19 protein-coding genes are annotated in these 19134 nt (G+C 73.8%); 16 read left to right on the top strand and 3 right to left on the bottom strand.

Features of this window, described 5'->3' with window-relative positions; translation table 11 throughout:
• The first annotated feature begins 51 nt into the window (after window positions 1-51).
• Window positions 52-1026, top strand: coding sequence for a phosphatase PAP2 family protein (locus ABKW28_RS12555; protein ID WP_348610000.1), 975 nt, complete (start codon window positions 52-54; stop codon window positions 1024-1026).
• The gene (locus ABKW28_RS12550; protein WP_348609997.1) at window positions 1023-1691 is read left to right on the top strand and encodes a hypothetical protein; all 669 of its coding nucleotides are present in this window, start codon (window positions 1023-1025) and stop codon (window positions 1689-1691) included. The genes ABKW28_RS12555 and ABKW28_RS12550 overlap by 4 nt, the downstream gene beginning before the upstream one ends.
• Window positions 1692-1782: 91 nt before the next feature.
• On the opposite strand, the gene ABKW28_RS12545 is transcribed toward ABKW28_RS12550, so the two are convergent.
• Window positions 1783-2373, bottom strand: a complete 591-nt coding sequence (locus ABKW28_RS12545; protein WP_348609994.1) for a TetR family transcriptional regulator — start codon at window positions 2371-2373, stop codon at window positions 1783-1785.
• Between the two features lie 59 nt (window positions 2374-2432).
• On the opposite strand from ABKW28_RS12545, the gene ABKW28_RS12540 reads away from it, so the two are divergent.
• The 8 genes from ABKW28_RS12540 to ABKW28_RS12505 are packed head-to-tail and all read left to right on the top strand — an operon-like array spanning window position 2433 to window position 10820.
• Window positions 2433-3185, top strand: coding sequence for an SDR family oxidoreductase (locus ABKW28_RS12540; RefSeq protein ID WP_348609991.1), 753 nt, complete (start codon window positions 2433-2435; stop codon window positions 3183-3185).
• Window positions 3185-4006 (top strand): SDR family oxidoreductase, encoded by an 822-nt coding sequence (locus ABKW28_RS12535; RefSeq protein WP_348609988.1) that lies wholly within the window; start codon window positions 3185-3187, stop codon window positions 4004-4006. Before ABKW28_RS12540 ends, ABKW28_RS12535 begins: the two co-directional genes overlap by 1 nt.
• The gene (locus tag ABKW28_RS12530; RefSeq protein ID WP_348609985.1) at window positions 4003-5067 is read left to right on the top strand and encodes a phosphotransferase family protein; all 1065 of its coding nucleotides are present in this window, start codon (window positions 4003-4005) and stop codon (window positions 5065-5067) included. The genes ABKW28_RS12535 and ABKW28_RS12530 overlap by 4 nt, the downstream gene beginning before the upstream one ends.
• 29 nt (window positions 5068-5096) lie before the next feature.
• Entirely contained in the window at window positions 5097-6335 is a 1239-nt protein-coding gene (locus ABKW28_RS12525; protein ID WP_193668464.1) for an acyl-CoA dehydrogenase family protein, read from the top strand.
• Window positions 6332-7525: an acyl-CoA dehydrogenase family protein gene (locus tag ABKW28_RS12520; protein ID WP_348609982.1), complete on the top strand. Its 1194-nt coding sequence runs from the start codon at window positions 6332-6334 to the stop codon at window positions 7523-7525. The genes ABKW28_RS12525 and ABKW28_RS12520 overlap by 4 nt, the downstream gene beginning before the upstream one ends.
• The gene (locus ABKW28_RS12515) at window positions 7522-8667 is read left to right on the top strand and encodes an acyl-CoA dehydrogenase family protein (RefSeq protein WP_348609979.1); all 1146 of its coding nucleotides are present in this window, start codon (window positions 7522-7524) and stop codon (window positions 8665-8667) included. The genes ABKW28_RS12520 and ABKW28_RS12515 overlap by 4 nt, the downstream gene beginning before the upstream one ends.
• A 4-nt stretch (window positions 8668-8671) precedes the next feature.
• Window positions 8672-9823: an acyl-CoA dehydrogenase family protein gene (locus ABKW28_RS12510; protein WP_348609976.1), complete on the top strand. Its 1152-nt coding sequence runs from the start codon at window positions 8672-8674 to the stop codon at window positions 9821-9823.
• A 55-nt stretch (window positions 9824-9878) separates the two neighbouring features.
• Window positions 9879-10820 carry an alpha/beta hydrolase gene (locus tag ABKW28_RS12505; protein ID WP_348609973.1) on the top strand — a complete coding sequence of 314 codons (942 nt, stop codon included), beginning with the start codon at window positions 9879-9881 and terminating at the stop codon, window positions 10818-10820.
• 588 nt (window positions 10821-11408) lie between these two features.
• Here ABKW28_RS12505 and ABKW28_RS12500 read toward each other — a convergent pair.
• Window positions 11409-12650 (bottom strand): helix-turn-helix domain-containing protein, encoded by a 1242-nt coding sequence (locus ABKW28_RS12500; protein WP_348609970.1) that lies wholly within the window; start codon window positions 12648-12650, stop codon window positions 11409-11411.
• 175 nt (window positions 12651-12825) lie between these two features.
• Here ABKW28_RS12500 and ABKW28_RS12495 point away from each other — a divergent pair, with 175 nt between their 5' ends.
• The 6 genes from ABKW28_RS12495 to ABKW28_RS12470 all read left to right on the top strand — a co-directional run bounded on the left by ABKW28_RS12495 (window position 12826) and on the right by ABKW28_RS12470 (window position 18512).
• Window positions 12826-13623, top strand: coding sequence for an ABC transporter ATP-binding protein (locus ABKW28_RS12495; RefSeq protein ID WP_193668470.1), 798 nt, complete (start codon window positions 12826-12828; stop codon window positions 13621-13623).
• Window positions 13623-14327, top strand: a complete 705-nt coding sequence (locus tag ABKW28_RS12490) for an ABC transporter ATP-binding protein (protein ID WP_193668471.1) — start codon at window positions 13623-13625, stop codon at window positions 14325-14327. Before ABKW28_RS12495 ends, ABKW28_RS12490 begins: the two co-directional genes overlap by 1 nt.
• Before the next feature lie 45 nt (window positions 14328-14372).
• Window positions 14373-15239, top strand: a complete 867-nt coding sequence (locus ABKW28_RS12485; RefSeq protein WP_307823028.1) for a branched-chain amino acid ABC transporter permease — start codon at window positions 14373-14375, stop codon at window positions 15237-15239.
• A complete protein-coding gene (locus ABKW28_RS12480) occupies window positions 15239-16417 on the top strand; it encodes a branched-chain amino acid ABC transporter permease (protein ID WP_193668473.1) in 1179 nt (392 codons plus the stop codon). The genes ABKW28_RS12485 and ABKW28_RS12480 overlap by 1 nt, the downstream gene beginning before the upstream one ends.
• Complete coding sequence (locus ABKW28_RS12475) at window positions 16414-17745, top strand: ABC transporter substrate-binding protein (RefSeq protein WP_193668474.1); 1332 nt, start codon at window positions 16414-16416, stop codon at window positions 17743-17745. The genes ABKW28_RS12480 and ABKW28_RS12475 overlap by 4 nt, the downstream gene beginning before the upstream one ends.
• Window positions 17746-17831: 86 nt before the next feature.
• Complete coding sequence (locus ABKW28_RS12470) at window positions 17832-18512, top strand: maleylpyruvate isomerase family mycothiol-dependent enzyme (protein ID WP_193668475.1); 681 nt, start codon at window positions 17832-17834, stop codon at window positions 18510-18512.
• Between the two features lie 27 nt (window positions 18513-18539).
• Here the strand turns inward: ABKW28_RS12470 and ABKW28_RS12465 are convergent, their stop codons facing one another.
• Window positions 18540-19103, bottom strand: a complete 564-nt coding sequence (locus ABKW28_RS12465; RefSeq protein ID WP_348609967.1) for a TIGR03086 family metal-binding protein — start codon at window positions 19101-19103, stop codon at window positions 18540-18542.
• Window positions 19104-19134 lie beyond the last annotated feature (31 nt).

Below are 19134 nucleotides of genomic sequence, written 5' to 3'. Positions count from 1 at the left end.
CCCCCCCCCCCCCCCCCCCCCCCGGGCCGTTGTCGTGCCTAGGCTCCTGCCATGGCCTCGAGCCTCACCGGGACCGCGCCGGAGACGGTCGCGGCCCCGACCACCGGTCGCACCCGCCGGCTGCCCCGCGCCCTGGCGGTGGCGGCGTGGGCGACGGCGCTCGTGGCCTGGTCGAGCACCCTGGGCATCCCCAACGACACCGTCCAGGTCTTCGTGTGGCTGTGGCTGGGCACCATCGCCTGGGACGTCGAGGCCCCGGCCCGCCACCACCTGCGCTTCCTGCGCGACTGGTCGCTGCCGATGCTCGGCCTGGTCGTCTACTTCTACAGCCGCGGCCTGACCGACGAGCTCGGCCTGCCGGTGCACTGGACGATGCCGATCCGGGTCGACGAGTGGCTCGGCGGCGGCACCACCCCGACCGAGCACCTGCAGGCCGCGTGGTGCGGGCGCCCGTGCCTGCGCGCCGCGTCGCCCTCCTGGTACGACGTCGTGCTGACCACCGTCTACGCCAGCCACTTCCTGGTGGGGCTGAGCCTGGCCGCGGTGCTGTGGGTACGCGACCGGGCGGCCTGGGCGCGGTGGATGCGGCGCTACCTGATGATCTGCTTCGGGGCCCTGGTCGTCTACGTCCTCTACCCGATGGCCCCGCCGTGGATGGCCTCGCGCGAGGGCCTGATGGGCGAGGTCACCCGGCTCACCGGCCGGGGCTGGGACGACCTGGGCATCGGCCGCCTCGACCTGGTGCTGCAGGGCGTGGGCAACCCCGTGGCCGCGATGCCCTCCCTGCACGCCGGGATCGCCTTCCTGGTCGCCGTGCACGCGGTGCAGCGGCTGGGCTCGCCCTGGCGGTGGCTGCTGCTGGGCTACCCGGCCCTGATGAGCCTGGCGCTGGTCTACTTCGCCGAGCACTACGTCGTCGACATCGTGGCCGGAGCCGTCCTCGCGCTGGCCGTGGTGGCCGTCGCCGCCATGTGGGAGCGGCAGCCAGGTGTGGGGCCCGAGCAGGTGGGTACCGTCCGGGAGTGAAGCCACGTCCGCGCACCGCGCCCGCCTCCCTCGCCCTGCTCGCCGTCCTCGCTGCCGGCGGCCTGGCCGCCTGCGGGGGCGACGACGCCGGCACCGGCTCCGCCGCCGAGTCGACGTCGACCCCCTCCCAGGACAGCCCCGAGGACACCTCGGCCGACGACGGCAGCCAGGAGGTCAGCACCGACCAGGTGCGGCTGCGCCTGCCGGAGGGCTGGGAGAGCCTCGAGGCCCAGGAGGCGCTGGCCGACGGCGAGGACGGCGCGCTCGCCGCGATCGCCGAGCGGCTCGGCGTGCCGCCCGCGCAGCTCGAGGCGACGCTGCAGGACGTCGACCTGGTCGCGGTCGCCGACGGCGGGGCCCAGGGCGGCGTGCTCACCAACGTCAACGTGCTGCACCAGCCCGGCGAGCTGCCCGCGGAGCAGCAGCTCGCCCAGCAGCTCGAGCAGTTCGCCGACACCACCGGCGACGTGGCCACCGTCGACTCCCCCGTCGGCGACGTGCTGCGCGCCGACTACCAGCTCGACATCAACGGCACCCCGGGCCAGTTCGAGGTGCTGCTGGCCCAGGTCGGTGCCGACGTCGTCACCATCACCGTCACCTCCGCCGACGCGGCCGACGCCGCGGAGGTGGCCGACATGGTCGTCTCCTCCCTCGAGGAGGCCTGAGCCACCCGCCTCCGTTGGTCGAGCAGTGAGGAGCGCCAGCGACGAACGACGCCGAGACCCGGTGACCGGCCCACCCGCCGTCCGCCGAGCCTCAGGCGCCGGCCATCCGCAGCGCCAGGTCGCGGTAGTGCGCGGCGACCTGCTCGGGGGTCCAGCCGGCGTCGTCGCGGTACCACCGCGCCACGTCGATACCCAGCGACAGCAGCGCGGTCGCGGTCATCGCGGGATCGGCCGTGGCCAGCACCCCGGCCGCGACGCCGCGGTCGATGACGTCGCGGACGACGGCGTCGATGCGCCGGCGCAGGTCCATGATCTCGGCGAGGTGCTCGGGGCTGAGCGCGGCCATCTCGTAGTTGATGACGCGGGCCGTGGTGTGGGTCAGCGCGTGGTGGCGCACGAAGTCCTCGACCAGCCGCGTCAGCTGCCCGACCGGTCCCTCGCCCTGGCCGACGGCGGCCTCCACCAGCGCGAGCGTGCGCAGGTGCCCCTCCCGCGCGATCAGGTGCAGCAGCTCCTCCTTGGAGCGGTGGTGCACGTAGAGCGCGGCCGGGCTCATCCCCGCGCCGGCAGCGATGTCACGGGTGGTGGTGCCGTGGAAGCCGCGGGCCGCGAACGAGGCCACCGCCGCCTCGAGCAGGCGCTCGCGCGCGTCGGTGGTGGAGGGTTGACGGGCGGCGGCCATGGCGTCAGAGTAAGCAAGCGCTTAGTCAGAGCGCAACGACCCACTCGAGAGGGAGCACCATGCAGGGACTCAAGGGCCGCACCGCCGTCGTCACCGGCGCCAGCCGCGGGATCGGCCTGGGCATCGCCCAGCGACTCGTCGACGAGGGCGCGCGCGTCGTGCTGACCGCCCGCAAGCCCGAGGCCCTCGAGGAGGCCGTGCGCACCCTGGGCGGTCCCGACGTGGCCCTGGCCGTCGCCGGGAAGGCCGACGACCCCGCGCACCGCGAGGAGGTCGTGACGCGTGCCGTCGAGACCTTCGGCAGCCTCGACCTGCTGGTCAACAACGCGGGCATCAACCCCGCCTACGGTCCCCTCGTCGACCTCGACCTCGACGCCGCCCGCAAGATCGTCGAGGTCAACGCGATCGGCGCGCTGGCCTGGGTGCAGGCCGCGCACCGCGCCTGGATGGGCGAGCACGGCGGCTCGGTCGTCAACATCTCCTCGGTCAGCGGCGTCAAGCCCGCCCCGGGCATCTCGATGTACGGCGCCAGCAAGGCGATGATGATCTCGCTGACCGAGTCGCTGGCCGTCGAGCTCGGCCCGACCATCCGCGTCAACGCCGTCGCCCCCGCCGTGGTCAAGACCCAGTTCGCCTCGGCGCTCTACGAGGGCCGCGAGGAGGAGGTGTCCTCGCAGTACCCGCTCAAGCGCCTCGGCGTGCCCGAGGACGTCGCCGGCGCGGTCGCCTTCCTGCTCTCCCAGGACGCCGACTGGGTCACCGGCCAGACCCTGCTCATCGACGGCGGCGTCACCCTCACCGGCGGCGTGTGATGGCCGGCCACGAGGCGCTGGCCGGCCGCGGCGCGGTCGTCACCGGCGCCGCCGGCGGCATCGGCCGCGCGCTGGCCACCCGCCTGGTCGCCGAGGGCGCCCGGGTCGTGGTCAACGACCTCGACGCCGACGCCGTACGCCGCACGGCCGAGGAGATCGGCGCGGTCGCCGTGCCCGGCGACTGCTCCTCCGACGCGGGCGTGCGCGCCCTGGTCGAGGAGGCCACCGCCGAGCTCGGCCGCATCGACGTCTACCTGGCCAACGCCGGCATCGACGGTGCCGGCGGCCCCGACAGCCTGCAGACCCCCGACGACGTGTGGGAGCGGGTCGTCGACGTCAACGTGATGGCCCACGTGCGCGCCGCCCGGCTGCTGGTGCCCGAGTGGGTCGCCTCCGCCGAGGCCGGCGGCGAGGGCGGGCGGTTCGTGGTGACCGCCTCGGCCGCGGGCCTGCTGACGATGATCGGCAGCGCGCCGTACTCGGTGACCAAGCACGCCGCGGTCGGCTTCGCCGAGTGGCTCTCGGTGACCTACGGCCACCGCGGCGTCACCGTGCAGGCAATCTGCCCGCAGGGCGTGCGCACCCGGATGCTCGAGGAGGCCGGCCCGCTGCAGGACCTGCTCTCCCACGACGAGGCGCTCACCCCCGAGACCGTCGCCGGCTCCTGGGTCGACGCCCTGGCCGACGACCGCTTCCTGGTGCTGCCGCACCCCGAGGTCGCCGCCTACTACGCCGCCCGGGCCACCGACACCGACCGCTGGCTGGGCGGGATGCGCCGGCTGCAGTCCAAGCTCGACGACCACCTGGCGGGCCCCGCGTGAGCGGCGCCCTGCCCGGCCTCGACCTGGTCGCGGTCCAGCGCTGGTACGACGCGCAGCGCCCCGGCGAGATGCCGGCCGCCGACGCCCTCGAGGCGCGGCTGCTGACCGGCGGACGCTCCAACCTCACCTATGCCCTGCACGTGCGCGAGGAGCCCGCGCGGCGCTGGGTGCTGCGCCGGCCCCCGCTGGGACACGTGCAGGCCACCGCCCACGACATGGGCCGCGAGTACCGGGTGATGGACGCCCTGGCCGACAGCGCGGTGCCGGTCCCGGCGATGCACGCGCACTGCGCCGACGACGCCGTGCTCGGCGCGCCGTTCTACCTGATGGAGGTCGTCGACGGGGTGGCGCTGCGCCGTGCCAGCGACGTCGAGCCGCTGGGCCCCGACCGCACCCGCGCCCTCGCAGGACGCATGATCGAGGTGCTCGCCGACCTGCACGCCGTCGACCCCGACGCGGTCGGCCTGGGCGACCTCGGTCGCCCGGCCGGCTTCCTGGAGCGCCAGGTGCGCCGCTGGGGCCGCCAGCTCGAGGGCTCGCGCAGCCGCGACCTGCCCGACGCCGACCTGCTGCTCGAGCGCCTGGCCGCCCACGTGCCGCCCGACGCCGCGCCCGCCGTGGTGCACGGCGACTACCGCCTCGACAACCTGCTCGTCGACCCCGACCACCCGCAGCCGGTGCGCGCGGTCGTCGACTGGGAGATGGCCACGCTCGGCGACCCGCTGACCGACCTGGCGCTGCTGGTCGTCTACGACCGGCTGGCGGGCCTGGTCGCCGGGTCCGGCGCCTCGGTGGCCGACGCCGGGCTGGCCGACGTCTCCACCGCCCCCGGCTACCCCTCGGCCGACGACCAGCTCGCGGCGTACGCCGCCGCCTCGGGGCGCGACCTGGGCCCGATGGACTTCCACCTGGGCCTGGCCCACCTCAAGCTCGCCGTCATTCTCGAGGGCATCCACTACCGCCACGCCCACGGCCAGACCGTGGGCGAGGGCTTCGATGCCATCGGCGAGGCGGTGCCGCCGCTGCTGGCGGCCGGGCTCGCCGCCACCTCGCACCTCTGACCCGACCCGACCCCCTGGAGGGACCCACCATGGACTTCGCCTTCGACGCCCGTACGCAGGAGCTGCGCGAGAGCCTGCTCGACTTCATGGACACCCACGTCCACCCCAACGAGAAGGTCTTCGCCGACCAGCTCGCCGGCCTCGACGACCGCTGGGCCTGGTCGACCGCGCCGGTGCTGCAGGAGCTGCGCGCCGAGGCCCGCAGCCGCGGGCTGTGGAACCTCTTCCTGCCGGTGGGCCACTACGGCGACCTGGGCGCCGGGCTGACCAACCTGCAGTACGCCCCGCTCGCCGAGATCACCGGCCGCGCCGGCCACCTGGCCCCGGCCGCCCTCAACTGCGCGGCGCCCGACACCGGCAACATGGAGGTGCTGGCGATGTTCGGCACCCCCGAGCAGCAGGAGCGCTGGCTGCGCCCGCTCATGGAGGGGCGGATCCGCTCGGCCTTCGCGATGACCGAGCCCGACGTGGCCTCCTCCGACGCCACCAACATCGAGACCTCGATCGTGCGCGACGGCGACGAGTACGTCATCAACGGGCGCAAGTGGTGGATCACCGGCGCGATGAACCCGCAGTGCGAGGTCTTCATCGTGATGGGCAAGACCGACCCGAGCGCCTCGCGGCACCGTCAGCAGAGCCAGATCCTGGTGCCGCGTGACACCCCGGGCCTGACCGTGGTGCGCCCGATGCACGTGATGGGCTACGACGACCACGAGCACGGCGGCCACGCCGAGCTGCGCTTCGAGGACGTGCGGGTGCCGGTCTCGAACCTGATCGGCGAGGAGGGCGGCGGCTTCGGCGTCGCCCAGGCCCGCCTGGGCCCCGGCCGCATCCACCACTGCATGCGCGCCATCGGCGTCGCCGAGAAGGCCATCGAGCTGATGTGCACCCGCGCCGACTCGCGGGTCGCCTTCGGCCGCGCCATCTCCGAGCAGGGCGTGGTGCGCGACTGGATCGCGGAGTCGCGGGTGCGCCTCGAGCAGCTGCGCCTGCTGGTGCTCAAGACCGCCTGGCTGATGGACGACGTGGGTGCCCGCGGCGCCCACACCGAGATCCAGGCGATCAAGATCGCCACGCCGAAGACGGTGCAGTGGATCCTCGACAAGGCCATCCAGGTGCACGGTGCCGGCGGCCTCTCCCAGGACTTCCCGCTGGCCAACGCCTACGCCTCGATCCGCACGCTGCGCTTCGCCGACGGCCCCGACGAGGTGCACAAGAACGCCCTGGCCAAGGCCGAGATCCGCAAGCAGACGCACGCGACCTCGTGAGCGAGCAGCACCGCAGCGACCTCGAGCAGCGCGTCACCGCCATGCTCGAGGCCCACGACCCCGCCACCACCGACCGTGCCGAGTTCCTGCGCGCCCGGTGGGAGGCCGGCCTGGCCTGGGTGCACTTCCCCGCGGGCCTCGGCGGCCTCGGGCTCCCGCGCGACCTGCAGGCCCACGTCGACGACCTGCTCGCCGCGGCCGGGGCGCCCGACAACGCCCCCGAGCGCAACGGCATCGGGCTGGGCATGGCCGCGCCGACGATCCTGGCGCACGGCACCCCCGAGCAGCACGAGCGCTTCCTGCGCCCGCTGTGGCTGGGCGAGGAGATCTGGTGCCAGCTCTTCTCCGAGCCCGGTGCCGGCTCCGACCTGGCGGCCGTGGCGACCCGGGCGGTGCCCGACGAGTCCAGCGGCGAGTGGGTGGTCAACGGGCAGAAGGTGTGGACCTCCTCGGCCCACCTGGCCGACTTCGCGATCCTGGTCGCGCGCACCGACCCCGACGTGCCCAAGCACGGCGGGCTGAGCTACTTCCTGCTCGGCATGCGCGAGCCGGGCGTCGAGGTGCGCCCGCTGCGGCAGCTGACCGGCGAGGCCGAGTTCAACGAGGTCTTCCTCACCGACGTGCGCGTGCCCGCGGCCCAGCTGCTGGGCGCGGTCGGCGAGGGCTGGCGCATCGCCAACACCACGCTCAACAGCGAGCGGGTCTCGATCGGCGGCCAGGCCGTCCCGCGCGAGGCCGGGATGGTCGGCAAGGTGGCGCAGACCTGGCGTGCGCACCCCGAGCGTCGTACGCACGGGGCGCACCGGCGCCTGCTCGACCTGTGGGTGCAGGCCGAGGCCGCCCGGATCACCGGCAGCCGGGTGCGCCAGCAGCTGGCCGTCGGCGCCCCCGGACCGGAGGGCTCGGCGACCAAGCTGGTCTTCGCCCGGCTCGCCCAGGAGCTCTCGGCCCTGGAGGTCGAGCTGCTCGGCGAGGACGGCCTGCGCTACGACGACTGGACCCTGAGCAGGCCCGAGAAGGTCGACTTCACCGGGCGCGACGCGGGCTACCGCTACCTGCGCGCCAAGGGGAACTCCATCGAGGGCGGCACCTCCGAGATCCTGCGCAACATCATCGCCGAGCGCGTGCTCGGCCTGCCCGGCGAGCCGCGCGTCGACAAGGACGTGGCGTGGAAGGACCTGCCCCGATGACCGCCCAGCCGATCCCCGCCGCCCCCGACCTCGACCTGCTGCCCAGCGACGTCGAGACCGACCTGCGCCGCTCGGTGCGCGCCGTGCTCGTCAAGACCTGCCCCACCGAGGCGCTGGTCGCCCTGGCCGACGGCAGCGACGACGTCTCGGGGCCTGCCTGGTCGGGGCTGGCCCACGACCTCGGCCTGGCCGCGCTGCTGGTGCCCGAGGAGCACGGCGGTGCCGGGGCCGGGCCCCGGGAGGCCGCGGTGGTCGCCGAGGAGTGCGGTCGCGCCTGCGCGCCCGTGCCGTTCCTGACCAGCGCCGTGCTGGCCACCAGCCTGCTCGTCCGCCTCGGCGCCGCCGAGCCGCTCGCCCGCCTGGCCGAGGGCGGCACCGCGGCTCTCGTCGTGCCGGCGGGCACCGCCTCGGCCGGCTCCTGGGCCCGGCGGACCGGCATCGAGGCCTCCGGCGGCCGTCTCGCCGGCGAGGTGCGCGGTGTCGTCGGCCTCCCGGCCGACCTGCTGCTGGTGCCCGTCCACGGACCCGGCGGCCCGGCTCTGCACCTGGTGCCCGTCGACGCCGACGGGGTCGCGGTCTCCACACGCACCTCCCTCGACGCGACCCGCCCGGTCAGCGACGTCCGCCTCGACGTCGAGGCCGGCACGCCCCTGGCCACCGGCGACGAGGTCACCGCCGCCCTCGACCACGCCCTGGCCACCGCGGCCGGGGTGCTGGCGGCCGAGCAGGCCGGGCTGGCCGCCTGGTGCCTCGAGCAGACCGTCGCGCACCTCTCGGAGCGCCGCCAGTTCGGCCGCGTCGTCGGCGGCTTCCAGGCGCTCAAGCACCGCCTCGCCGACCTCTACGCCGAGGTCGGCCAGGCCTCCGCCGTCGCGGCGCACGCGGCCGCGGCGCTGGCCGGCGAGAGCGACGTACCGGTGTCGGTGGCCGTGGCGCAGGCCTTCTGCTCCGAGGTCGCCGTGCACGCCGCCGAGGAGGCCGTGCAGCTGCACGGCGGGCTCGGCATGACCTGGGAGAGCCCGGTGCACCTGCGGCTCAAGCGGGCCAAGGCCGACCACGTGCTCCTCGGCAGCCCCGACGCCCACCGCGACGCGCTGGCGCGCCTGGTCGACCTGGCCGCCCCCACCCCCGAGGCAGGATGACCCCATGGACCTCTCCCTGAGCGACGAGCAGCAGGCCTTCCGCGCGCTGGCACGCGACTTCCTCGACCGCGAGGCGGTCCCGCACCGCGTCGAGTGGGACCGCGCCGAGTCCGTCGACCTCGCGATCGTGCCCAAGATGGCCGAGATCGGGTTCTTCGGCCTGACCATCCCCGAGGAGTACGGCGGCCTCGGCGGCGACTACGTCACCTACTCGCTGGCCATGGAGGAGCTGGGTCGCGCCGACTCGGCGCTGCGCGGCATCGTCTCGGTCTCCAGCGGCCTGGTCGGCAAGTCGATCCTCTTCCACGGCAGCGAGGAGCAGAAGCAGGAGTGGCTGCCCCAGCTGGCCGAGGCCACCAAGCTGGGCTGCTTCGGGCTCACCGAGCCCGACGTGGGCTCCGACGCGGGCAACCTGACGACCCGGGCGCGCCGCGACGGCGACGACTACGTGATCGACGGCCAGAAGCTCTACATCACCAACGGCACCTGGGCCGACGTCGCGCTGGTCTTCGCCCGCACCGGCGGCGCCGGGCCGCGCGGCATCTCGGCGTTCCTGGTGCCGACCGACGCGCCCGGCTTCGAGGCCCGCGAGATCAAGGGCAAGCTCGGGCTGCGCGGCCAGGCCACCGCCGAGCTGTTCCTCGACGGGGTCCGGGTGCCTGCCTCGGCCATGCTCGGCGAGGAGGGCACCGGCTTCAAGATCGCGATGAGCACCCTCGACAAGGGCCGCCTCGCGGTGGCCTCCGGCTGCGTGGGCATCGTGCAGGGCTGCCTCGAGACGGCGGTCGAGTACGCCACCTCCCGCACCCAGTTCGGCCGTCCGCTGGCCGGCTTCCAGCTGGTGCAGGACATGATCGCCGACATCTCGCTCGACGCCGACGCCGCGCGGCTGCTGGCCTGGCGCTGCGCCGACCTGATCGACCGCGGCGAGCCCTACGGGGTGGCGGCGTCGAAGGCCAAGCTCTTCGCCTCCGAGGCGGCGGTGCGCGCGGCCAACAACGCGCTGCAGGTGCACGGCGGGGCCGGGTACGTCGACGAGTACCCGCCGGCCAAGTACCTGCGCGACGCCCGCGTGATGACGCTCTACGAAGGCACCAGCCAGATCCAGAAGCTGCTCATCGGCCGCGACGAGACCGGCATCAGCGCCTTCGTCTGAGCCGAGCCCAGCGACGTACCCCACCCCGACCGCACCACCACCAGGAGGACCACCCGTGCCGATCGACCCGCAGCTCGCCACCCTGCTCACCTTCCTCGAGCAGGCCGGCACCCCGCCGATGCACGAGGGCACGGCCGACGAGGCCCGCGCCGGGTTCCGCACCCTGGCCGTCGACCTGCGCGACCCCTCGGTGCTGCCCGAGATGGCCTCGGTCGAGGACGTCCACCTCCCCGGCGGCGCCGCGGCCCGCCCGGGCCGGGTCTACCGGCCCTCGAGCGACCTCGAGTCGCTGCCGACGGTCGTCTTCTTCCACGGTGGCGGCTTCGTGATCGGCGACCTCGACACCCACGACCTGACCTGCCGGTTGATCGCGTCGCGCTGCGAGGCCGTCGTGGTCTCGGTCGACTACCGCCTCGCCCCCGAGCACCCCTTCCCCGCCGGGCTGGAGGACGTGCTGGCCGCCACGCACTGGGTCAGCGACAACCTCGCCGACCTCGGCGGCTCCGAGGCGATGGGCGTGGCCGGCGACTCCGCCGGCGGCAACCTGGCCGCGGTCACCGCCCAGGTGCTGCGCGACGAGGGCCGCCCGCTGGCCGCCCAGCTGCTGATCTACCCCGTCACCGACTCGGCCGGCTCCTACCCCTCGCACTCCGAGAACGCCGAGGGCTACTTCCTCGACACCGCCACGATGGCCTGGTTCGGCGCCCAGTACGCCGGCGACGCGCCCGACCTCGACCCCGCCGACCCGCGGCTCTCGCCGCTGCACGGCCGCCTCGACGGCCTGGCCCCGGCCGTGGTCGTCACCGCCGAGCTGGACCCCCTGCGCGACGACGGCAACGCCTACGCCCGCGCCCTCGAGGAGGCCGGGGTCCCGGTGCAGCACCGGGTCTTCCCCGGCATGGTCCACGGCTTCGTCGACATGGGCCGCCACTCCGAGGCGGCCGACCGCGCCGTCGACGAGACCCTCGCCCTCTTCCGCCCCCTCCTGCACCCCTGAGCGACCCCGTCGCTGGTTGAGCAGCGAGGGCCCGCCGTTGGTTGAGCAGCGAGGGCCCGCCGTTGGTTGAGCAGCGAGGGCCGAAGGCTCGAGCGTCGCCGAAACCGGGCGACCCCATGGCGTACGGCGAGCACGGTTCTCACGCGGTCTCGACGACGCTCGTCGCTGGCGCTCCTCCCTGCTCGACCAACGACCCCGCTGGTTGAGCAGCGAGGGCCGAAGGCTCGAGCATCGCCGAAACCCAGCGACCCCGTGGCGTACGGCGAGTGGTTGCGGCCCGCGTGTCCCTCACCGGGTCTCGACGACGCTCGTCGCTGGCGCTCCTCCCTGCTCGACCAACGACCCCGTTGGTTGAGCAGCGAGGGCCGAAGGCTCGAGCGTCGCCGAAACCCGGTGACCCCACGGCGTACGGCGAGCAGGCTCGGACGGCGCAGTGGTCACGAACGACACCTCCAGGGCGGCCTGGGTTGTCGGGAGTGACCACTCCGCGGTCGCCCGGCTCCACGACGTACGGCCGGCGCGGTTCTCACGGGGTCTCGGCGACGCTCGTCGCTGGCGCTCCTCCCTGCTCGACCAACGGCGAGCGGGTCAGCGGTCGCGGGCCATCAGGGCCAGCTCGAGCAGCAGCTTGTCGCGGGGGCTGGCCAGGGACCGGCCGGTGAGCTCCTCGATCTGCTTGAGCCGGTAGATCACGGTGTTGCGGTGGCAGTAGAGCTCCTCGGCGGCGTGCGTGGGCGAGCCGTCGTGGCGCAGCAGCGCGGCGAGCGTGTCGAGCAGGGTGCGCGACTGGGCCTCGGGCTGGGCCAGCAGCGGGCCGAGGGTCTCGCGCAGCAGCAGCGGCGCCACCTGCGGCGAACCGGCCAGCAGCACCTCGGGCAGGCGCTGCGAGACCGCCACGGCGCCCGTGGTGCCCCGGCCCATGGTCTCGGCCGCCCGGGTCGCCAGCTGGTACGCCGCCGCGAAGCCGGCCACCCCGTCGGGCGCCACGCAGACCCCGACCCGCGCCCGCACCTGCGGCCCGACCACGTCGACGAGGAGGTCCTCGGCGAGCGGCGACACCGCGGCACCGGTCGCGCCGCGCGACGAAGCGGCCACGAGCCCGAAGTAGGTGCCGCCGCGCACGTGCCAGCGCACGGTCAGCCCGAGCCGCTCGAGCCGGTCCTCGCTGGGCTCGAGGCCCGCGTCGACCTCGCCGTCGAGCAGCGCCACCAGGCAGCCGACCGGGGCGTCGGGGTCGATGCCGAGCGCGTCGCGCACCTCGGCGGCGTACTCGGGGTCGGCGCCGCGGCCCTCCACGAGGGCGTCGAGCACCGACTGCTGGCGCTGCAGGTCGACGCGGGTCAGGCGGGCGCTCTCGCGGCGGTAGGCGGAGATGAGCACCGCGGTCTGCACGTCGAGGTTCGACCACACGATCCGGGCCGCCAGCAGCAGCACCGGCTCGTCACCGCGGCCGTCCTTGCGCTGCGAGTGGGCCACCAGCGCCTCCCACAGCATCCGGGCGCCGACGGTGTAGGCGTTGAGCACCAGCTCGAGCGGGACGCCCTGCTGCGCGCGGCGGCGACCGGTCTCGCGCCACACCTGGGCCGCCGACGAGCCGCCGGCCGGGCGCCGGCCGGTGAGGACCTCGAGGCCGCGCCTGATGTGCACCCTGGTGCTCTCGCGGACGTCGGCGCGCAGGTCGGGCCCGACCTGGTCGTAGACGGCTGCGTCGCGCTCGAGCAGCGTCAGCGTGATGCTGTCGGCGATCTGGTCGGACTGCTCCACCAGCGGCAGCCAGGCGCGCTGGACGTCCTCCAGGGTGGCCCTCCCGGGACCGACGTCAACACGCATGAGCAGCACGTTCGCACCCAACGCACAAGGAACGCCAGCGTAAAGGAGGTGAAATAGCGCAGCAGCCAAGGAATTTTGTGCTCTCCGCCTAGTGCGCGATCTGTGCGCTGCGACCAAGGTGGTGCAGGTCACAACCGGACGAACGCGTCCGGCTGCCCGCTCCAGGAAGGACCACATGTCGTCCACACCGTCCGCAGAAGGCGGCCCCGCCCCGGCCCTGGAGCTCTCCGACGTCACCGTGCGCTTCGGCGGGATCACCGCCCTGAGCGAGGTGGGCCTGACGGTGCGCCCCGGCTCGGTGCACGGGGTCATCGGCCCCAACGGCGCCGGCAAGACCACGCTCTTCAACGTCGCCTGCGGCTTCGTCACCCCCGACACCGGCCGGATCGTGCGCGAGGGCACCGTGCTCGACAAGCTGGCCCCCCACCAGCTGGCCGGGCTCTCGATGGCCCGCACGCTGCAGGGCCTGGGCCTCTTCGACCGGATCACGGTGCTCGACAACGTCGTGGTCGGCGCCGACCGGCACGCCCGCTCGGGCTTCCTGGGCTCGCTGCTGGCGCTGCCCCGCGCCGGGCGCGAGGAGAAGGCGCTGCGCGAGCGCGCCCGGGCAGTGCTGGCCGAGCTGCACATCGAGCAGTACGCCGACCGCTACCCCACGAGCCTGCCCTACCCGGTGCGCAAGCGGGTCGCGCTGGCCCGCGCGCTGGCGGCCGAGCCGACCCTCCTGCTCCTCGACGAGCCGGCCAGCGGCCTGTCGTCGGCCGAGATGGACGAGCTCGGCGACCTCGTGACGTCGCTGGGCTCACGGATGTCGGTGATGCTCGTCGAGCACCACATGGACCTCGTGATGCGGGTCTGCGACGAGATCACCGTCCTCGACTTCGGCAGGGTGATCGCGCACGGCACGCCCGACGAGGTGCGCAACGACCCCGCCGTGCTGGCGGCCTACCTGGGCGACGAGGTGACCCACTGATGCTGACCCTCGACCGACTCACCGCCGGCTACGGCCCCATCACCGCGCTGCAGGACGTCTCGTTCTCCGCCGGCAAGGGCCAGATCACCGCCGTCCTCGGCGCCAACGGCGCCGGCAAGACCACGCTGCTGCGCACCGTCTCGGGGCTGCACCGCCCCGAGTCCGGCACCATCGCCCTCGACGGCCAGCCGCTGCGCAAGGTCAACGCCGAGCAGATGCCGGCGCTGGGCATGGTCCACGTGCCCGAGGGCCGCGGCGTGATCACCGAGCTGACCATCGAGGAGAACCTGCGCCTGGGCGGGTTGGCCAAGGGCGGCAAGCTGCGCTCCGAGGACCTCGAGCGCGTCTACGAGCTCTTCCCCGTCCTCGCCGACCGGCGTGCCGGCCTGGCGCACACGCTCTCGGGTGGCGAGCGCCAGATGCTGGTCATCGGCCGGGCCCTGATGTCGGAGCCCCGCCTGCTGCTGCTCGACGAGCCGTCGCTGGGCCTGGCGCCGCGCATCGTGGCGCAGATCTTCGACCTGCTGCGCGGCCTCGTCGACGACCAGGGCCTCAGCGTCCTGCTCGTCGAGCAGAACGCCCGCAGCGCCCTGTCGGTGGCCGACCACGGCGTCGTGCTCAACCTCGGCCGCGTCGTCGCCGACGAGAAGGCATCGGTCCTGGCCGCCGACGACCAGCTGCGCCATGCCTACCTCGGCTTCTGAGCCACACCGCCCACCCCAAGAACGGAGATCGACGTGCAACAACTCGTGAACACCGCCCTCGGCGGGCTCACGCTCGGCGCCGTGTACGCCGCGTTCGCGCTGGCGCTGGTGCTGATCTTCCGCTCCACGCGGATCGTCAACTTCGCCCAGGCGCCGATGGCGATGGTGACCACCTTCATCGCGCTGACCCTGATCGACGCCGGCTACTCCTACTGGATCGGCTTCGCGGCCGCCCTGCTCTCGGGCCTGGTGCTCGGTGCGGTGATCGAGCGGGTCGTCATCCGCCCGGTGGAGGACAAGCCCGAGATCAACGCGGTCATCCTGACGCTGGGTCTCTTCATCACCCTGCACGCCCTGGCCGCGGTCATCTTCGGCAACCGCTTCCGCTCCTTCCCGGCGCCCTTCGGCCTGCGTGGCCTCGAGGTGGGCGGCACCACGATCCGGCTCACCACCTCGGGCATCTTCACGATCGTCGCGGTGGCCACCGTGATGGTGCTGCTCCTGCTGCTCTTCCGCTACACCGACGTGGGCCTGCGGATGCGGGCCTCGGCCTACAACCCCGAGGTGGCCCGGCTGCTGGGCGTGCGGGTCGGCCGGATGCTCACCCTCGGCTGGGCGCTGGCCGCGGTCGTCGGCTCGCTCTCGGGCCTGCTCATCGCCAGCGGCGGTCTCGTGCACCCCGGCTACATGGACTCGATCGTCGTCTACGGCTTCGTGGCCGCCGTGCTCGGCGGGCTCGAGAGCCCGGTCGGCGCGGTCGTGGGCGGCCTGACGCTCGGGCTGTCCCTCAGCTTCGTCAGCGGCTACCTCGGCTCCGAGCTGGTCGCGCTGGCAGCCCTGCTGATCCTGATGCTCGTGCTCACCCTGAAGCCCGGCGGCCTGTTCGCCGTGGCCTCGGCCAGGAGGGTCTGATGAACCGCTTCCTCGACGTGTGGCGCCACTCGGTGCTGGGCCGGCACCTGCTGACCGCGCTGGTCGGCCTGGCCGTGGTGGTCGTGGTCCTCGAGAGCGTCGGCGACTTCCGGGCCCTGCAGCTGGCCGCGATGGCCTACCTCGGCATCGCCGCCGGCGGCCTGACCGTGCTCACCGGCATCAACGGCCAGATCTCGCTGGGCCACGGCGCCCTGATGGCCTTCGGCGCCTACACGACCGCGCTGCTGCTCGACGACCCGACGTCCTCGATGCCGATCTCGCTGGTGGTGCTCGCCTCGACCGCCGTCGCGCTCGTGGTCGGCACCGCGGTGGGTGTCGCCGCGGCCCGCCTGCACGGCCCCTACCTGGCCGGCGCGACGCTCGCGCTGGCCATCGCCGTGCCCGGCATCGCGCTGTACTTCGGCAGCTTCCTGGGTGGTGAGCAGGGCCTGCGGGTCTCGCTGCCCGACGTGCCCGTGTGGGCGCTGGACCTGGAGTACCTGCTGACCGGCACCGAGATGTCACGCAGCCAGTACGTCGCCTACCTCGGCTGGATCACCCTCATCGTCACCTTCGTGCTGCTGGCCAACCTGGCCCGTGGCCGGGTCGGGCGCCGCTGGCGCGCGGTGCGCGACGACGAGGTCTCCGCCGAGCTGGCCGGCATCCGTCTGGGCCGGGCCCGGATCTCCGCCTTCATGGTCAGCGCCGCCGCGGCCGGTGCCGCCGGCTCGGTGCTGGCCATCACCGCACGACTGGCGGCACCCAGCGGCTTCACCATCGTGCTGAGCCTGACCCTGCTCACCGCGGTGGTCCTCGGGGGCCTGGGCTACCTGTCGGGCGCCCTGATCGGCGCCGGCCTGCTGACCTTCCTGCCCCCCTTCGTCACCCGCATCGGCGGCGACGCCGGTCTCTCCGACATCCGGTCCGCCGAGCTGGCGCCCCTGGTCTACGGCCTGGTCATGGTGCTGGTCATCCTCCTGGCCCCGGCCGGCCTCGTCGGGACCACGCGGATGTCGCTGGCCGGGCGACGCGCCCGGCGCCAGATGGCCGCCGCCGGCGCTGCCAGCAAGACCGGCTCACCCGCCACCACGACTCACCAGCACGACAGCTCCGACGAGCACGACCCCGGCACGCCCCAGGCGTCCGGACCCACCACCCCGAAGGGAAGTACACGATGAAGGCACGACTGCTGGCCCCTGTGGCCGGCCTGCTCACGGCCACCATGGTCCTGGCGGGCTGCGGCGCCGGAGGCGACCGCGAGAGTGACACCGGCGGCGAGGGAGGTGGCGCCTCCGACGTCGGCGTCACCGAGGACACCGTCACCGTGGGTGCCCACTTCCCCCTCACCGGCGTGGCCGCACCCGGCTACAGCGAGATCCCGACCGGCGCCCAGGCCTACTTCGACTTCGTCAACGAGGCCGGCGGCGTCAACGGTCGCCAGATCGAGTACATCGTCAAGGACGACGGCTACAACCCGACCAACACCAGCCAGGTCACCAACGAGCTGGTGCTGCAGGACGAGATCTTCGCGATGGTGGGCGGTCTGGGCACCCCCACGCACAGCGCGGTCGTCGACTTCTTGAACTCCGAGGGCGTGCCCGACCTCTTCGTCTCCTCCGGCTCGCTGCAGTGGGGCGACGACGTCGAGTCCAAGCCCTACACCTTCGGCTGGCAGCCCGACTACGAGATCGAGGGCAAGATCATCGGCCAGTACATCGCCGAGAACATGCCCAAGGCCAAGGTCGGGCTCTTCCTGCAGGACGACGACTTCGGCGAGGACGGCGAGAAGGGCGTGCGCCAGTACCTCGACAAGCAGATCGTCGGCGTCGAGCGCTACACCTCCGGCAACACCGACGTCGGTCCCCAGGTGGCGGGTCTCCAGGCCGCCGGCGCCGACCTCGTCATCTCCTTCAACACCCCCTCCTACACCGCGCTGACCCAGCTCACGTCGCTGGCCCTGGGCTACGAGCCGACCTGGTTCTACTCCAACGTCGGCTCTGACCCCCAGCTGGTCGGCTCGCTGCTCAACCGGTTCTCCGAGGGGGCCGTCGAGGGTGACAACAGCTCGCTCAACGGCGTGCTCACCACCGAGTACATCCCCGGTGTCGACGCGACCGACGACCCGTGGGTGCAGCTGTGGCAGGAGGTCTGGGACCAGGAGGGCGAGGGCGGCGACCTGACCAACTACCGCATCTACGGCATGTCGCAGGCCTACGCCTTCGTGCAGGCCCTGCAGGCGGCCGGCGAGGACCTGACCCGCGACGGGCTCGTGGAGGCCGTCGAGTCCTTCGAGGACATCGAGGGCCCGCAGCTCGCGCCGTTCCGCTTCAGCGCCGACAGCCACATGGGCATCTCCGGCATGCGCGTCGTGGAGCTCCAGGGCGGCAAGGCCGAGGAGCTCACCCCGGTGCTCGTCAGCGACATCGGTGACGCTCCGATCGAGGAGGACTCCTCCGACCAGGCGGGCGACGCCCCGCCCGAGGGCGGCGTGCCCGACGCCGGCTGATCCACGCCCAGCGTCTGCGCAGCACCACTGACGGCGGCGCCCGGTCCCTCGCGGACCGGGCGCCGTCGTCGTGCTTGGATGGCCCGGTGCCCCACGACTGGAACAGGTTCCTGCAGACCGCCACCGAGCGGATGGCCGCACTGGTCGACGAGGCCGACCCGGCCGCCCCGGTGCCGGGCTGCCCCGACTGGTGCGTCGCCGACCTGGTCGAGCACGTCGGCGGGGTCTACCAGTGGGCCGCCCACGTGGTGCGCACCGGCGATCCCGAGGCCCGTCCCGCCCCGGCGCCCACGGACCTCGGCGAGCTGCCCGGCTGGTTCCGCACGCACGCCGACGACCTGGTGCGGGTGCTGGTGGGCACCGACCCCGACCAGGAGACCTGGACCTTCGGGCGTGGCCGCGGCACCGCCGGGTGGTGGACGCGGCGCCAGACCCACGAGACCCACCTGCACACCTTCGACCTGCTCGACTCGCAGGGCCGCAGCGACGAGTGGGACGTCCCGGCGGCGCTGGCCTGGGACGCCGTCCGCGAGGTCGTCACGCTCTTCTACCCCCGTCAGCTGCGGATGGGTCGCATCGACCCGCTGCCGGGCACCCTGCTGCTCACCCCGACCGACCTCGACGCCGAGCCCGTGGCCGTCGGGGAGGGCCGCCCGGTGGTCGAGGTGAACGCCCCGGCGAGCGAGCTGGTGCTGCTGGCCTACCGCCGGCGCACCAGCGCCGACCCCGCCGCCGCCGAGCTGTTCGCCCACGGCCTCACCCCCTGACCCGGCCGTGCGCGGGCGCAGGCACACTCAGGGCTGTGCCCGGCCGAACGCATCGAGCAGTCGGCTCTGCTCATCCGCCTCGGGAGCGAGCCTGCCGCTGGTCCCGGCCCCGTAGACCCCCATCGCCTGCATCTCCTGCAGGTGCGGCTCGACCAACCTCCACAGCGCCGCCACCAGCGCCGGCTCCAGGGTGGCGTCGAGATCTGCGGCGACGGCGAGGTCCCAGGTGTGGATGGTCAGGTCGCCCAGCCGGAACCTGACGAACGTCTCGACGTCGATGTCGCCCGAGGGGTGCCGCAACCGCCGGGCACGATCGGCGCCCGCGAAGGCTGCTGCCTGGGCACGGCAGGAGCGCTCCAGCTGGCCCAGCGGGTCGGGCCCGAGCCGCAGCTCGTCGACCCCTGACCGGGCGTCCTCTGCGCCCGACAGGAGTCGTACGGCGAACTCGTTGCCTGCGACCAGGTGCTCGACGAGCTCCCGCACCGACACTCCGCAGTTCGTGGGGCGGGCCCAGTCCGCCTCCTCGAGCGAAGCGACGAGGTCCTGCAGCTGCACCGAGGCCGTCTCGAACAGCCACTGCACGTGGGTCATGGCCGCCAGTGTGCCCGCGCCCGCGCGCTCA

It is taken from the genome of Nocardioides sp. 31GB23 (assembly GCF_040012395.1).
In the GTDB taxonomy this organism is placed as follows: domain Bacteria; phylum Actinomycetota; class Actinomycetes; order Propionibacteriales; family Nocardioidaceae; genus Nocardioides; species Nocardioides salarius.
This window is presented reverse-complemented; position numbering and strand designations above follow the sequence as displayed.